General features: G+C 63.5%; 18 protein-coding genes. 9 read left to right on the forward strand and 9 right to left on the reverse strand.

Features of this window, described 5'->3' with window-relative positions; all coding sequences use genetic code 11:
* The first annotated feature begins 77 nt into the window (after positions 1-77).
* Positions 78-680 (forward strand): glutathione S-transferase family protein, encoded by a 603-nt coding sequence (locus HU770_RS03345; protein ID WP_186663030.1) that lies wholly within the window; start codon positions 78-80, stop codon positions 678-680.
* A gap of 19 nt (positions 681-699) precedes the next feature.
* On the opposite strand, the gene HU770_RS03350 is transcribed toward HU770_RS03345, so the two are convergent.
* The 5 genes from HU770_RS03350 to HU770_RS03370 form a co-directional block, all read right to left on the reverse strand.
* Positions 700-1,065, reverse strand: a complete 366-nt coding sequence (locus HU770_RS03350; RefSeq protein ID WP_186663031.1) for a glutaredoxin domain-containing protein — start codon at positions 1,063-1,065, stop codon at positions 700-702.
* 59 nt (positions 1,066-1,124) lie between these two features.
* Positions 1,125-1,670, reverse strand: a complete 546-nt coding sequence (folE, locus tag HU770_RS03355) for a GTP cyclohydrolase I FolE (protein WP_033700657.1) — start codon at positions 1,668-1,670, stop codon at positions 1,125-1,127.
* Positions 1,671-1,739: 69 nt separating this feature from the next.
* The gene (locus HU770_RS03360; RefSeq protein ID WP_033700655.1) at positions 1,740-2,300 is read right to left on the reverse strand and encodes a Smr/MutS family protein; all 561 of its coding nucleotides are present in this window, start codon (positions 2,298-2,300) and stop codon (positions 1,740-1,742) included.
* A 96-nt stretch (positions 2,301-2,396) separates the two neighbouring features.
* The gene (locus HU770_RS03365) at positions 2,397-2,717 is read right to left on the reverse strand and encodes a hypothetical protein (protein ID WP_186659350.1); all 321 of its coding nucleotides are present in this window, start codon (positions 2,715-2,717) and stop codon (positions 2,397-2,399) included.
* 90 nt (positions 2,718-2,807) lie between these two features.
* The gene (locus HU770_RS03370) at positions 2,808-3,398 is read right to left on the reverse strand and encodes a cysteine hydrolase family protein (RefSeq protein ID WP_186659352.1); all 591 of its coding nucleotides are present in this window, start codon (positions 3,396-3,398) and stop codon (positions 2,808-2,810) included.
* Between the two features lie 179 nt (positions 3,399-3,577).
* On the opposite strand from HU770_RS03370, the gene prmB reads away from it, so the two are divergent.
* Positions 3,578-4,486, forward strand: a complete 909-nt coding sequence (gene prmB / locus HU770_RS03375; RefSeq protein ID WP_033700652.1) for a 50S ribosomal protein L3 N(5)-glutamine methyltransferase — start codon at positions 3,578-3,580, stop codon at positions 4,484-4,486.
* Between the two features lie 21 nt (positions 4,487-4,507).
* Here the strand turns inward: prmB and HU770_RS03380 are convergent, their stop codons facing one another.
* Together HU770_RS03380 and HU770_RS03385 are read right to left on the reverse strand one after the other, a co-directional pair.
* A complete protein-coding gene (locus tag HU770_RS03380; RefSeq protein WP_186659354.1) occupies positions 4,508-5,296 on the reverse strand; it encodes a hypothetical protein in 789 nt (262 codons plus the stop codon).
* A 191-nt stretch (positions 5,297-5,487) separates the two neighbouring features.
* Entirely contained in the window at positions 5,488-6,450 is a 963-nt protein-coding gene (locus tag HU770_RS03385; protein ID WP_033700650.1) for an alpha/beta fold hydrolase, read from the reverse strand.
* A 140-nt stretch (positions 6,451-6,590) separates the two neighbouring features.
* On the opposite strand from HU770_RS03385, the gene aroC reads away from it, so the two are divergent.
* From aroC to HU770_RS03400, 3 genes are all read left to right on the forward strand, one after another.
* Entirely contained in the window at positions 6,591-7,682 is a 1,092-nt protein-coding gene (gene aroC, locus HU770_RS03390; RefSeq protein ID WP_033700649.1) for a chorismate synthase, read from the forward strand.
* A 77-nt stretch (positions 7,683-7,759) separates the two neighbouring features.
* Positions 7,760-8,914, forward strand: coding sequence for an MFS transporter (locus tag HU770_RS03395; RefSeq protein WP_186663032.1), 1,155 nt, complete (start codon positions 7,760-7,762; stop codon positions 8,912-8,914).
* The gene (locus tag HU770_RS03400) at positions 8,914-9,450 is read left to right on the forward strand and encodes an oxidase (RefSeq protein ID WP_186663033.1); all 537 of its coding nucleotides are present in this window, start codon (positions 8,914-8,916) and stop codon (positions 9,448-9,450) included. The genes HU770_RS03395 and HU770_RS03400 overlap by 1 nt, the downstream gene beginning before the upstream one ends.
* 59 nt (positions 9,451-9,509) lie before the next feature.
* On the opposite strand, the gene HU770_RS03405 is transcribed toward HU770_RS03400, so the two are convergent.
* Positions 9,510-9,782: a DUF3509 domain-containing protein gene (locus tag HU770_RS03405; RefSeq protein WP_033700646.1), complete on the reverse strand. Its 273-nt coding sequence runs from the start codon at positions 9,780-9,782 to the stop codon at positions 9,510-9,512.
* Between the two features lie 266 nt (positions 9,783-10,048).
* Here HU770_RS03405 and HU770_RS03410 point away from each other — a divergent pair, with 266 nt between their 5' ends.
* Both HU770_RS03410 and HU770_RS03415 read left to right on the forward strand, forming a co-directional pair.
* On the forward strand, positions 10,049-10,573 hold the full coding sequence (locus HU770_RS03410; RefSeq protein ID WP_186663034.1) for an ankyrin repeat domain-containing protein: 525 nt from the start codon (positions 10,049-10,051) through the stop codon (positions 10,571-10,573).
* A 59-nt stretch (positions 10,574-10,632) separates the two neighbouring features.
* Entirely contained in the window at positions 10,633-11,163 is a 531-nt protein-coding gene (locus tag HU770_RS03415) for a hypothetical protein (protein WP_186659362.1), read from the forward strand.
* A 26-nt stretch (positions 11,164-11,189) separates the two neighbouring features.
* On the opposite strand, the gene HU770_RS03420 is transcribed toward HU770_RS03415, so the two are convergent.
* Positions 11,190-12,128, reverse strand: a complete 939-nt coding sequence (locus HU770_RS03420) for a ZIP family metal transporter (RefSeq protein ID WP_033700643.1) — start codon at positions 12,126-12,128, stop codon at positions 11,190-11,192.
* Positions 12,129-12,255: 127 nt separating this feature from the next.
* Between HU770_RS03420 and HU770_RS03425 the strand changes: the two genes are divergently transcribed.
* Positions 12,256-12,447 carry a PLD nuclease N-terminal domain-containing protein gene (locus HU770_RS03425; RefSeq protein WP_033700642.1) on the forward strand — a complete coding sequence of 64 codons (192 nt, stop codon included), beginning with the start codon at positions 12,256-12,258 and terminating at the stop codon, positions 12,445-12,447.
* Between the two features lie 278 nt (positions 12,448-12,725).
* Entirely contained in the window at positions 12,726-14,798 is a 2,073-nt protein-coding gene (locus tag HU770_RS03430) for an LTA synthase family protein (RefSeq protein WP_186663035.1), read from the forward strand.
* Positions 14,799-14,942: the final 144 nt, after the last annotated feature.

Consider the following 14,942-nt stretch of genomic DNA (forward strand, 5'->3'; position numbering starts at 1 on the left):
TACAGCGGCCATTGCTTTTAGCCGTACAGTCGCCAACTATTGGGCACGAATGCACAACTGCATGGGAGGGGAGGGCGATGTACAAGGTCTATGGGGACTACCAGTCGGGCAACTGCTACAAGGTCAAGCTGATGTTGAGCCTGCTGGGTCGGCCGTATGAGTGGCACCCGGTGGATATTCTCAAGGGGGAGACCGAGACCCCCGAGTTCCTGGCGATGAACCCCAATGGCAAGGTGCCGGTGCTGGAGCTGGAAGACGGCACGTACCTGTGGGAGTCCAACGCCATCCTCAACTTCCTTGCCGACGGCAGTGACTTCCTGCCTACCGAGCCGCGCTTGCGCACGCAGGTGTTGCAGTGGCAGTTCTTCGAGCAGTACAGCCATGAGCCTTATATTGCCGTGGCGCGGTTCATTCAGTTCTACCTGGGGCTGCCGGATGACCGGCTGGAGGAATACCGCAAGCTGCATAAAGGTGGCTACAAGGCGCTCAAGGTCATGGAGCGGCAGTTGCAGATGACGCCGTACCTGGTCGGCGACCGCTATTCGATTGCCGATGTGGCGCTGTATGCCTATACCCATGTGGCCCAGCAGGGTGGGTTCGACCTGGCGGACTACCCGGCGGTCAGGGCCTGGCTGGAACGGGTGGCCAGCCACCCTCGGCATGTGCCGATGGTGAGCTGAGCCGGCCCGTGCCTAGAGGTCAGGCGAAGCGCTTGTCCAGGTAGGCAATGATCGCCTTGGACTCGTACATCCAGCTCACCTTGCCGTCTTCCTCGATGCGCAGGCACGGCACCTTGACCCTGCCTCCGCCTTCGAGCAGCGCCTGGCGATGCACCGGGTCGTTTTTGGCGTCACGCAGCGCCACCGGCACATTCAGGCGGTGCAGGGTGCGGCGAGTCTTGACGCAGAATGGGCAGGCATGAAACTGGTACAGCGCAAGGCTACCGGCCGCTTGCTCGACGCGCGCCTGGGCGGCGGCATCGCGCTTGCGCTTGGCCGGGCGGCTGATCCAGTCGCCGAACACGATGAGCTGGCCGAGGCCAACCCGCAGGGCTTTGACGATCATGGGCAACTCCTGAAAAGAAAAAGCCGACCCCGCAGGGTCGGCTCGGGATCACCAGCCGATCACTTGATCAGGCTGAGGAACTCGCTGCGGGTGGCCGCGTTTTCGCGGAACTCGCCCAGCATCACCGAGGTGATCATGCTCGAGTTCTGCTTCTCGACACCGCGCATCATCATGCACATGTGCTTGGCTTCGATCACCACGGCCACGCCAGCGGCGCCGGTCACCTTCTCGACAGCTTCGGCGACCTGGCGGCTGAGGTTTTCCTGAATCTGCAGGCGACGGGCGTACATGTCGACGATGCGGGCAACTTTCGACAGGCCCAGAACCTTGCCCTTGGGCAGGTAGGCAACGTGAGCCTTGCCGATGAAAGGCAGCATGTGGTGCTCGCACATCGAGTACAGCTCGATGTCCCGGACCAGCACCATCTCGCTGTTATCGGAGGTGAACAGCGCGCCGTTGGTGACTTCTTCCAGCGTCTGCTCATAACCGCGGCAAAGGTACTTCATGGCCTTTGCAGCCCGCTTGGGCGTGTCGAGCAGGCCCTCACGGGAGACGTCCTCGCCGATCTGGCTGAGAATCTCGGTGTAGTTCTGTTCCAGGGACATGTATCTACCTGTGGGAAAAATCGCAAAAACGAAGGGTACGGCGGCAAGGGCGGCGCTGCAAGCGCGGCGTTACTCGTCGCGTCCTTCAAGCATGGTTCGTTTGAGCATCACGTAGACTGCGCCGGTGCCCCCATGGCGCGCATTGCACGAGGCAAAACCGAGCACTTGCGGGTGCTGGCGCAGCCAGGTGTTGACGTGACTCTTGATCATCGGGCGCTTGCCGTCGAGGCGTGCGGCCTTGCCGTGGGTGACGCGCACGCAGCGCACTTCCAGCTTGGTGGCCTCGGCGATGAAGTCCCAGAGGGTCTCACGGGCTTTCTCGACGGTCATGCCGTGCAGGTCGAGGCTGCCCTCGAAGGCGATCTGGCCGAGTTTGAGTTTGCGCAGCTGGGTTTCTTGCACGCCGTCACGGCGCCACATCAACTCGTCTTCGGCGCCGACGTCGATGACGAACTGGTCGGACATGCCATCGATCACCAGTGCCTTGTCGCTGCGCACGGTGGCCGCCTGCCGCAGGCCGGCCAGTTGCTTGCGGTCGGCCTTGGGTTTGCCGACCTCGGCACGGTCGTGCTTGATCGGCTTGACGCCGCGCACTTCGGCATGGAACAGGGAAAAGTCGTTGTCTTGCATGATGCCTCCACGTGGGCGGCGTAGTTTACGCGACTGTGGGCGGCTGTGCAGCCATGTGTAGTCTGCGCGGGCTTCTTCGCGGCATCAGTGGAAACGTCAGTCGTGCTTTTTCATCAAGTGCGGCGACAGGTTCAACTCACGCCCACGGCGCAGGCGAATGCGGCTACGCCGCCAAAACCTCACGCCCAGCCACAGCAATAACAACCCCCCTGCCGTGAAGGTGGCCGACAGCGGCCGGTTGGCATTGAGTTCGGCCAGGGCCGGGTAATTGCCCAGCAGGCCGGCGATGCCGGCCATGGCCAGCAGTACACCCAGCGTTGCCAGCAGGGCCGACAGGCCGGCGGCCAGGCGAGCGCCCCAGTTGCGTGGTTCGCGCGGGCGCAGGCGCTTGGCGTCGAAACTGCCTTTGAGCTTCATTCCGATTTCCTCTGTGGATATCCGGAATTCGACCTGCGCTCGCCCGTTGGGTTCCGCCCGGCTGCCGGGCGGTAATTACCGGCCATTGGATCAGATCAGGCTGGTGGTAGGGGCGACACAGGCGAAGTTGTCGGCCATCACGGCCATTTCACACTGGTGGATCTGCGCGGCCGGGATCACCCCGTCCTTGAACGCCAAGTCGCGGGTCGCCGAGGCGTCTTCCACCAGGGTGCACCGATAACCATAGTCCTTGGCGCGGCGCACGGTGGTGCTGACGCTGGAATGGCTCATGAAACCGCAGACGATCAGGTCCAGGTGGCCAAGCTCCTGCAAAGTATCGTGCAGCTTGGTGTTCTTGAACGCGTTGGGCATGCGCTTTTCAATGACGATTTCGCCATCGTGCGGCTCCAGCCCGGGGATGAACTGGCCGCCGCTGCCTTGTGGGTCGAAGCGGCCACCGACAGTGCCCAAGTGGCGGACGTGGATGATCGGGCGGCCGCTCTTGCGCGCAGCGTCGAGCAACCGGGCGATGTTGGCCACGGCCTCGTCCATGCCCGACAGCGCCAGGGGACCACTCAGGTACTCCTTCTGCGCATCGATGATGATCAGGCTGGCGTGGCTCAACTTGGCCGGCGGGTAGTCGCGGCCAGTGAGGCGGAACATCGTGGTTGGAACGGACATCAAGGGCTCCTTGGAAGGGCTTTTGTATACCTATTGTCCCTTGCCTTGGCGTCAATGGGAATGGTTGACATCACAAGCGGCGTAGTTACTGGCCTGTGGCTAGCCTTTGGGCAACCCGAAGGAACATTTGTGCGGGTTGGGCTGTTAGACTTTTGTACGGTCTGAATTAGGAGTACCCCGTGATCACATCCCGTCTGCGCACGCTGCGCGACTATATCCGCTGGGCGGTCAGCCGCTTCCACGAGCGCGAGCTGTTCTTCGGCCACGGTGCCGACAACGCCTGGGACGAAGCCCGCTTGCTGGTGCTGGGCGCCGTGCACCTGCCATGGGAGGTGGCCGACAGCTACCTGGACTGCATGCTCGAGGACGACGAGCGCGTGCGCCTGCAGCACCTGTTGAAGCGGCGCATCGAAGAGCGTGTGCCCACCGCCTACTTGTTGGGCGAGGCGTGGTTCTGCGGCATGTCGTTCATCGTCGACGAGCGGGTGCTGGTGCCCCGTTCGCCCATTGGCGAGCTGATTGAAAAACGTTTCGAGCCGTGGCTGGCGTCAGAGCCTGCGCGCATTCTCGACCTGTGCACAGGCTCCGGTTGCATCGGCATCGTGGCGGCCGAAGTGTTCCCCGAGGCCGAAGTGGTGCTGGGTGACCTGTCGTTCGATGCCCTTGAGGTAGCGAACCAGAACATCGAACGGCACGGCCTGGACATGCGCGTCTACACCGTGCAGGGCGACGGCTTCGATGGCCTGCCAGGGCAGCGTTTCGACCTGATCCTGTCCAACCCGCCGTACGTCGACGCCGAAGACTTCGACGACATGCCGGCCGAGTATCACCACGAGCCCGAGCTGGGCCTGGCCTGCGGTAACGATGGCCTGGACCTGGTGCGGCGCATGCTTGCCGAGGCGGCAGACCACCTCAACGACAAGGGTTTGCTGATCGTCGAAGTGGGTAACAGCCAGGTGCACGTCGAGTCGCTGTACCCCGAGGTGGATTTTGCCTGGCTGGAGTTCGAGCGTGGCGGGCATGGGGTGTTCATGCTGACGGCCGAGCAGTGCCGCCAGCATCAGGAGCTGTTCAAAGCCCGCGTTTGACTTGGGGCCGCAGCCACCCTTTCAGCGGGTTGCAATCCAGATCAGCAACCCGGCCTGAAATACCGCAAAGGCCACCAGGCAGGTGATGGTAAAGCGCAACCCGCCGTCTTCGCGCCGGTACTTGGCCACCCGCTCATCCCGCTCACGCAGTTGGCCTTCCTTCTCTTGCAACTGCTGGTCGGCCTGCTGCAGCAGGTTGGCCGCGTCGAGAATCTCGACCCGCTGCAGCCGCTCGTTGCTCCAGGCGGCCTTGAGCTGGCCCACCGTGATTTCCACGGTGCGGCCTTTCAGGTGCTGAGGGTCTTCATATTCGACCTTGATGCCAACCCCATGCAGGAACTGGTCGCGGCGCAGGCGTGAATCCTCGCTCAGGGCATCCTTGTTCGGCAGTGCCATGCCTTCGACCTGGTAATGCGACCACTTGCGCTGCAACCATTGCACGGCCTGGGCCAGCATGAAGCGGCCGATGCCGCGGTTCAGCGGTTCCAGTTGCAGGCCCTGTTCGCTGCCAATGCGCACCCGGCGCTCGGCGTGGTCGACGCGGATATCCAGGTGGTTCTGCTCCTTGCGCACTTTTTGCCCAGGCAGCTGGATTTCCATACGCAGCAGGCTGTGCGCCTTGTCGTGGCGCTCGGCATAGCCGAACTGCACGAACCGTAGCGGGCGGGCGCCCGTGGCGCGGTCGGTGGGCAGGGGCGCCAGGCGCAACAGCTGGAAGTGTTCGACGGCAAGGTCTGCCCAAGGCAGCGTGGCGCCGTCCTCGGGTTGTGGCTGTTCGGCCGGGTCTACGGCGGTAGGGGCAATGGTCATCAGGGCTGTCCTTATGTACGTGCTGGCAGCCTGAGGGGGCACTGCGTGCCCCTTTCGCGACGCAAGGCCACCCCTACAGGGCATCGCGTGCTTTTTTGTAGGAGCGGCCTTGCGTCGCGAAAGGGCTGCGCAGCAGCCCCGGATTCTCGCCACCACCCACGTTATCGGCAGCGGCGTTCAAGACCTGAGGGTCAGGCCGATGGCAAATGCTGGATGAACGTCACGATTCGCTCTCCCAGTTCGCGAGCCAGAGGCAGCTCTGGGTTGAGGTAGCTGTCACGTTGCTGGCTCATGCCCTTGGGGCTGATGCGCAGCATGTGGTTCATGCCATCGATCAAGACCAGTTGCGCATCAGGTTTAGCTGCCTTCAGGCGCTCGGCATCGGTCACGTCTACCTGCACGTCATTACGGCCCTGGACAATCAGCGCCGGCATCGGCAGTTGCGCGAACGCCGCCGCCGGGTTCTGCCGGAACAGCGAAATCAGGTAGGGCTGCACGCTGGGACGGAACACCTGGCGCAGCGGAGCGGGTACGTCCAGGCTGGTCTGCCCAGCCTGCAGGCGGTCGAGCAAGGCACTGCCACGGGCCAGTTGGGCGGGCGGCAGGCGCTGGGCCAGCTGTTCGCGCAGCACCTCAGCCAGCGGCCGGCCGCTGCCGGCCAGGGTGATCACCGCGCTGGCGCCGGCCTGCTCGGCAGCCAGGCTGGCGATCAGCGCGCCTTCGCTGTGGCCGACCAGAATCAGTGGGCCGAAACGCGGATCGGCCTTGAGCTTGCGGCTCCAGGCCACCACATCGGCGACATAGCGCTCGACGCTGAGGTCACGTTCATCGGGCGTGGCCGGTTGGCTGGCGGCCACGCCACGTTTGTCGAAGCGCACGCTGGCAATGTGGTCGCCAGCCAGCAACAGGGCCAGCCGCTTGAGGTTGTCGATACGCCCCGAGGCCGGGTTGTTGCCGTCGCGGTCCGTCGGGCCGGAACCAGCGATGATCAACACCACGGGGGGTGGGGTGGCCTGCTGCGGCAACAGCAGGCTGCCGTGCAGCACCCCCTGGCCGGTGTCCAGGTCGATGGGGCGTTGCAGGACGGTGGGGGAGGCGGCCTGGGCGAGGCTGGCGCAGAGCATGAAAAGCAGGGCGACGAGGCGCGGCATCATGGGGTACTACGGTGGGGAGGTGATGAATATGACCTAATGTTTGCGTGAAGGTTCGCAAGGCCAGTACAGACGACCATTCCTGTTGAAATTTTCCGTATACTGCCGCTTTCGTTCATCTCAGGCAGACTCGCGGAGCGTCCATGTCCGGCAATACCTACGGCAAGCTGTTCACTGTCACCACCGCTGGCGAAAGCCATGGCCCGGCGTTGGTCGCCATTGTCGATGGATGCCCACCGGGCCTGGAGATCTCCCTGGCCGACCTGCAGCATGACCTCGACCGGCGCAAGCCCGGCACCAGCCGGCACACCACCCAGCGCCAAGAGCCGGACGAGGTGGAAATCCTCTCCGGCGTGTTCGAAGGGCGCACCACGGGCTGCTCGATCGGCCTGCTGATCCGTAACACCGACCAGAAGTCCAAGGACTATTCGGCGATCAAGGACCTGTTCCGCCCGGCGCACGCCGATTACACCTACCACCACAAGTACGGTGAACGTGATTACCGCGGCGGCGGGCGCAGCTCGGCCCGCGAAACCGCCATGCGCGTGGCGGCGGGGGCCATCGCCAAGAAGTACCTGGCCACCCAGGGCATCACCGTGCGCGGCTACATGAGCCAGCTCGGCCCGATCGAGATCCCGTTCAAGACCTGGGCATCGGTAGAGCAGAACGCCTTCTTCAGCCCCGACCCGGACAAGGTGCCGGAGCTCGAGGCCTACATGGACCAGCTGCGCCGCGACCAGGATTCGGTTGGGGCCAAGATCACCGTGGTCGCCGAAGGGGTGATGCCGGGCCTGGGCGAGCCCATCTTCGACCGCCTCGACGCGGAACTTGCCCATGCGCTGATGAGCATCAACGCGGTCAAGGGTGTGGAAATCGGCGCGGGCTTTGCCAGTGTCGCCCAGCGCGGTACCGAGCACCGTGATGAAATGACCCCGGAAGGTTTCCTCAGCAACAACGCTGGCGGCATTCTTGGCGGTATTTCCTCGGGGCAGCCTATCGTTGCGCACCTGGCGCTGAAACCGACGTCGAGCATCACGGTGCCGGGCCGCTCGATCGATGTGAATGGTAATCCGGTCGAAGTGATCACCAAGGGGCGTCATGACCCGTGTGTCGGCATCCGCGCCACGCCGATCGCCGAGGCGATGATGGCCATTGCGCTGATGGACCACCTGCTGCGTCACCGCGCGCAGAATGCCGAGGTCAAGGTCAGTACTCCGGTGCTGGGCCAGCTCTGATTCGTCGGTACCAGCCTCTTCGCGGGTGTAGCCGCGAGGAGGCCGGTACCGGCTACAACAAAACTGGCTGAGCCACCATGCCCCCGATTCCCTACTGGCGCCTGTCCAGCTTCTACCTTTTCTACTTCGCCCTGCTGGGCTCCACCGCCCCCTTCCTGGCGTTGTACTTCGACCACCTGGGTTTCTCCCCGGCGCGCATCGGCGAGCTGGTGGCCATCCCCATGCTGATGCGCTGCATCGCGCCCAACCTGTGGGGCTGGCTGGGCGACCGCACCGGCCAGCGCCTGCTGATCGTGCGCCTGGGGGCGTTGTCCACCTTGGCCAGCTTCGCCCTGATCTTCTTCGGCAAGAGCTACGCCTGGCTGGCGCTGGTCATGGCCTTGCATGCGTTTTTCTGGCACGCGGTGCTGCCGCAGTTCGAGGTCATCACCCTGGCCCACCTGCACGGGCAGACGTCCCGCTACAGCCAGGTACGCCTGTGGGGCTCGATCGGTTTCATCCTGACCGTGGTCGGCTTGGGCCGGTTGTTCGAGTGGCTGAGCCTGGACATCTACCCGGTAGCCCTCGTCACGATCATGGCCGGTATCGTCGCCGCCAGCCTTTGGGTGCCCAATGCCCAGCCGGTGGAGCAGGGCGAGCGCAGCGGCGCGGGGGGCTTCGTGCAGCAGCTACGGGCGCCTGGGGTTATCGCGTTCTATGTGTGCGTGGCGCTGATGCAGCTCAGTCACGGGCCGTACTACACCTTCCTCACCCTGCACCTGGAGCACCTGGGCTACAGCCGTGGCGCCATCGGCCTGTTGTGGGCGCTGGGGGTGGTGGCCGAGGTGCTGGTGTTCATGGCCATGAGCCGGGTCTTCGCGCGGTTTTCCGTGCAGCGGGTGCTGCTGGCCAGCTTCCTGTTGGCCGCCGTGCGCTGGCTGTTGCTTGGCACCCTGGCGGATGACCCGGCAGTGCTCGTGCTGGCCCAGGTGATGCACGCGGCTACTTTCGGTTGCTTTCATGCCGCTTGCATTGCGTTCGTCCAGGCCAGCTTCGGCGCGCGCCAGCAAGGCCAGGGCCAGGCGTTGTACGCGGCACTGTCGGGCACCGGCGGTGCGCTCGGCGCCTTGTACTCGGGCTACAGCTGGAACCTGCTGGGGCCAGCCTTCACCTTTGGTATGGCCAGTGCCGCAGCCTTGGCCGCAGCCGTTATCATTGCCCTTTGTTCGCAATCGACCAGGACCCGCCACTGATGAGTATCCTCAGCGTTTTCCACCCGTCCAGCCCGGAGCTGCCGAACAAGCTGCTGACCCACCACGACGATATACAGGCCACGCTGGCCGAGCAGGGCGTGCGTTTCGTCCACCGCCCGCTTGAGCTACGGGTTCGCCCCGGCAGCGCCGCAGACGAGGTCATGGCCGCGTGCGGCGACTATCTCGATGAACTGATGACCGGCCATGGCAGTACGGTCTTCGCGGTACTCAACCGTGACGGCGCGGACCCGCTGCAGGCCGATGTGCGTGATGAACACGTGCATGACGCCGAAGAGGTGTTTGCGGTCGTCAGCGGGCGGGCGCAGGTGGGCTTGCGCCTGGGTGGGTTCGTGTATTCGGTGCTGTGCGAGAAGGGTGACCAGTTGGTGGTCCCGGCCGGCACGCGGCGCTGGGTAGAGCTGGGGGAGACGCCGTTCTGTGTGGCGTTGCGGTTGTTTGGCAGTGAGCAGGGGATGCAGGCGAGGTTTACCGGGGACGAGACTGCCCGAGCGTTCTTGGGCATCGACGAGCTGTGAGACGTGTACCGGTTTCTTCGCGGAGCAAGTCTGCCCCGCGAAGAAAGCGGTAAAAAGAATCAGCGATAGGTCGGCAATGCAAACCGTTGCTGGCTCTGCAGCATGGTAATGACGGGCAGTTCGCTCGCCTGTTCGGCCAGGTCACGGCGAATGGCGCTGATCGCCCAGGACAGCTGCTCGGCGCTGTGCAGTTGCCCGTAGGTCAACACGCGGCGGGTAACCTTGCCATCAGCGGCACGCAGGGTCAGCAAGACACCACCATCGGGGCGGGGCTGGGTAGCGACCTGGTAGGCCGAAAACACCGAGACGAACTTTTCCTGGATGAGGTCCATATCAACTCCTGACTGTTGTGTGGCAGACGTGAGTTGATGGTTGCAGCGACCGTGCCAAAAAACTTTCTATCTAAAAGTCCTTTAAAATCAATGGTTTGATCTTATTTTTACAAGGCTGCCTCGTGCAACCTGCATGGTCGTGCATTTTGCACAGTGCATTTTGCACGAGCCCTGAGTTAGCTATCGGCTCGATAGAATCTGAACCTTTGACCCGCCGGGCTTGCCTGACAAAAAATTAGGCAATCATTTCTGCCAGGAGGTTCAACATGTCCACCCAACCCGCGCCCGCCGCCATGACCGATGACGAAACAGCGGCCTTTGCCGAGCAGGTCTTCGAGCGTGCCCGCCAAGGCGATGCCGACATGCTCGGGCGCTTGCTTGCCAGCGGTCTGCCGGCCAACCTGCGCAATCACAAGGGTGACACCCTGCTGATGTTGGCCAGCTATCACGGCCACCACGACGCGGTTCGCGTGCTGCTGGAGCACAACGCCGACCCGCTGCTTGCCAATGACAATGGGCAACTGCCGATTGCCGGCGCTGCGTTCAAAGGCGACCTGGCGATGATCCGCCTGCTGCTGGAGCACGGCGTGCCGGTGGATGCCGTCGCCCAGGACGGGCGTACCGCGCTGATGCTGGCGGCCATGTTCAACCGCCGCGAGATCATCGACTACTTACTGGCCCAAGGTGCCGACCCGGCGCGCCAGGATGCCCGTGGCGCCACCGCGCTGATGGCCGCGCAAACCATGGGCGCAGTCGATGCGGTAGCGCGCTTGCAAACGCTGGCCGGCTAACCCTGAGGGGGCGTTTGCGGCTATCCTTGGCGACTTTTCACCCGCCGCAGGCCCCCTACATGAAAAACCAGTTGCTCGAACTCATCACCCTCATTGGCGCCGGTTGCATGCGCGAGGAAGACATCGAGCGCATCGCCGACGAGGCCGCCCAGGCCTACGCCGACCCAGCCGCCTTCCTGGCGGCCAATCCGGACATCAACTATGACGACAGCTTCCCCATTGCCTTGGGTGAGTGGGTCGTGCTCGGCAGCCTGCCGGACACCGTGTTGTTCCAAGCAGACAGCTACCAAGAGCTGTTCCAGAACATCACCGATTCGTTCGACAAGAGCGTGCCATTCACCCTCAAAGCCAAGCAGCTGGCGCGCACCGAGCCGTTGACCGCACTCAATCGTATCCAGGTGCAGATGGGGGCCTTGAACAAGGAGGCTGGTGGTTATGTGCTGCTCAATTTCAGCCAGTTGCTGGATGATGAGTTGCAGATGGTGATGGTGGGTCAGCACGACCTGGCGCGGGTGCTGGAGCTGGGTGCCGACGTCGGGATCAAGGTTGAGCCGGCTTTGGAAGCCCTGAAGGTCGCGGTTCACGTTTGACCTGATCGGTTGCTGCACTGGCCTCTTTAGCCCAGCGCGGTATCCAGGAACATCATCACCCCGAACCCGCCCATCAACCCCAGGGTGGCCGCCGTCTGGTGGCCGTTGCGGTGGGTTTCTGGAATCACCTCGTGGGACACCACGAAGATCATCGCCCCCGCCGCCAACCCCATGCTAATCGGGTAGGCCAAGGCGAAGCCGGTGGAAATGCCCAGGCCGATGACTGCGCCCAGCGGCTCCATCAAGCCCGAACCGATCGCCACCAGTGCCGCCTTCATGTTCGACAGCCCCGTGGCACGCAGCGCCAACGCCACGGCCAGGCCTTCTGGGATGTCCTGGATGGCGATTGCGCTGGTCAGCGGCAGGCCGATGTTCATGTCGCCATTGGCGAAGCTCACACCAATTGCCATGCCTTCGGGCAGGTTGTGCAGGGTAATCGCCAGCACGAACAGCCACACCCGGTTGATGCGTTCTGCCTCTGGGCCGCATCGGCCGGTGCTTTCATGTTCGTGCGGGGTGAAGCGGTCCAGGCCCAGCATCAGCAGCACGCCCAGGCCCATGCCCAGTACCACGGTGAAGGCCGCCGCCGGGCCGTTGCCGGTGATCTCGCGGGCGGCGTCCAGGCCCGGCAGAATCAGCGAGAATGAACTGGCTGCCAGCATCATGCCCGCAGCAAAACCGAGCATCACATCCTGGGTACGCGCGCTGACATCGCGCAGCACCACGGCCAGGACTGCCCCCAGGGCGGTGGCAGCAAAACCGGACAGGCCGCCCAGCAACGCCAGGTGCAGGTTGTCGGCATGGTCACCGCTGACCGCGTTCCACAGGCTCGCCGCCAGCAGCACGACGACCGCTAGCAGGCTCAAGCCCAGGCCGGCGCTGAGCCAGGGGGTGTTCACCACCTGTTGTCGCCAGGCGCTCAGCAACGAAGGGGAAGTGGCCGTTTCGGTATGGGCGGGTGGCATGCGAACCTCGAATCAGTGAATACAGGCAGTCTAAGCAAGGACCCGCGCAATCGGCCAAGGATTCCCTTCTATCGACGTGATAGCTGGCTATGCTGTGCTGCAACGTCTTTGCAGGGGAGTAACGGGCATGGGGTCCACATTCAATGGCCTGGTTGGGCTGATCATTCTGGCGCTGGATATCTGGGCGATCCTCAATGTGATCAAGAGCGGCAGCGAAGTGGGGGTCAAGGTGCTGTGGATTTTACTGATCGCGCTGCTGCCGGTGATCGGGCTGGTGATCTGGGCGATTGCCGGGCCCAGGGGCAATATCCGCATCTGACGCCCTGTGTGTAGGAGCGGCCTTGCGTCGCGAACGGGCTGCGCAGCGGCCCCAGGTTCTGTGGCGCAGCAAAAATCGCCGGGGCCGCTGTGCGACCCGTTCGCGACGCAAGGCCGCTCCTACACACACACACACAGGCAACGGTTGTGAAATAAGCAGAAATGCGGCCGTGACAAAATTTTCACATTGGTTTAAACAGAATCCGCACCCGCACAATGCTGCGTTGGTATAAGCCAGCGCCATCTCCGCAAACCCGCAATCCTAGGACCTTCCCATTCATGGCTAACACGGATGCCTTGAGACAGGGCGCGCGAGCGTCGTTCGCGCCGACCCTGAAATCCCACCTGGCCTACACGCTGCTCAGCGCCCTGGTCATCATGCTGATGCTCAGCCTCGTGCGCCTGGCGCTGTTGGTCTACAACAGCGACATGATCGGCGATACGCCCTATGCGACCGTCGCCGAAGGCTTCCTCAACGGGTTGCGCTTCGACCTGCGGGTGGTGGTGTACATCAGCATTCCGCTGCTGCTGGCCATTCTCAGCCCCTGGGCCATGGCCCGCCGTGGCGTGTTCCGGCTGTGGCTGACCATCGCCTCGAGCGTGGTGATGTTCCTCGGCCTGATGGAGCTGGACTTCTACCGCGAGTTCCACCAGCGCCTCAACGGGCTGGTGTTCCAGTACATCAAGGAAGACCCCAAGACCGTCATGAGCATGCTCTGGTACGGCTTCCCGGTGGTCCGCTACCTGCTGGCCTGGGTCGTTGGTACCTGGCTACTGAGCCTGCTGTTCAAGGGCGTCGACCGCATGACCCGTGGCGGCCAGTCGGCCGGCGCTACCCTGCAGCGCCCTGCAGCAAAGTGGTACAACCGCCTGGCGGTGTTCATGGTGATCCTGCTGGTGGCCGTGGTTGCTGCCCGTGGCACCCTGCGCCAGGGCCCGCCGATGCGTTGGGGTGATGCCTTTACCACCGACTCCAACTTCGTCAACCAGCTTGGCCTGAACGGCACCCTGACCCTGATCGACGCAGCCAAGAGCCGCTTCGGCGAAGACCGCGCCAATATCTGGAAGCCTGTGCTGGACCAGCCGCTGGCCACGCAGACCGTGCGCGAGCAACTGCTGACCGCCCACGATACCCTGGTCGACGCCGACGAGGCTGCGATCCGCCGTGACTTCGTACCGCCAGCCGAGCGCACCCTGCCGATCAAGAACGTCGTGGTGATCCTCATGGAGAGCTTCGCCGGCCACTCGGTAGGCGCCCTGGGCAGCCCCAACAACATCACCCCGTACTTTGACAAGCTGGCCAAAGAAGGGTTGTTGTTCGACCGCTTCTTCTCCAACGGCACCCATACCCACCAGGGCATGTTCGCCACCATGGCTTGCTTCCCCAACCTGCCAGGCTTCGAATACCTGATGCAGACCCCGGAAGGCGGCCACAAGCTGTCTGGCCTGCCGGCACTGCTCAGCGCCCGTGACTACGACGATGTGTACGTCTACAACGGTGACTTCGCCTGGGACAACCAGTCCGGTTTCTTCGGCAACCAGGGCATGACCACCTTCATTGGCCGTAACGACTTCGTCAACCCGGTGTTCTCCGACCCGACCTGGGGTGTGTCCGACCAGGACATGTTCGACCGTGGCGCCGAGGAACTGGCCAAGCACGACGGCAAGAAGCCGATCTATGCGCTGCTGCAGACCCTGTCCAACCACACCCCGTACGCGCTGCCCAAGGACCTGCCGGTAGAGCCGGTCACCGGCCAGGGCCGCCTGGACGAGCACCTGACCGCCATGCGTTACTCCGACTGGGCCCTGGGCCAGTTCTTCGAGAAGGCGCGCAAACAGCCGTACTTCAAGGAGACGCTGTTCGTCATCGTCGGTGACCACGGCTTCGGCAACCACCAGCAGGTCACCGAACTGGACCTAGGCCGCTTCAACGTGCCGCTGCTGCTGATTGCCCCGGGCATCCAGGAGAAGTTCGGTGCGGTCGACCACACCGTCGGTACCCAGGTCGACATCGTACCGACCATCATGGGCCGCCTGGGTGGCCAGACCCGCCATCAGTGCTGGGGCCGCGACCTGCTCAACCTGCCTGAGGGCGACCAGGGCGTTGGCATGATCAAGCCGTCGGGCAGCGAGCAGATCGTTGGCCTGGTGCAGGGTGACCGCATCCTCATCGAGTCCAAGGACATGAGCCCGCGCATGTACCGCTACCAACTGGGCAGCGAGTTCAAGGCCGAGCTGATCGAAAGCCCGGACCAGCCGGAAATGCTGAAAAAGCTTGAAGCGTACATCCAGACCGCGACCAAGAGCCTGTTGGAAAACACCGCAGGTGTCGTGCACGGCACACCGAAGTAACGCTGCAACAGGGGCCGCCGTGCGGCCCCTCGTCGGCAAGTGTGGAAGCGACCCGAACGCCACCACAGAGTCCTGCCAACTGAACAATTGCCCCCGCCCAAGGTCAAGCTATACAGACGTCACACACCCGGCGTTGTTTGATTG

The sequence above is a fragment of the Pseudomonas sp. SWRI68 genome (assembly GCF_014269165.1).
In the GTDB taxonomy this organism is placed as follows: Bacteria; Pseudomonadota; Gammaproteobacteria; order Pseudomonadales; family Pseudomonadaceae; genus Aquipseudomonas; species Aquipseudomonas capeferrum.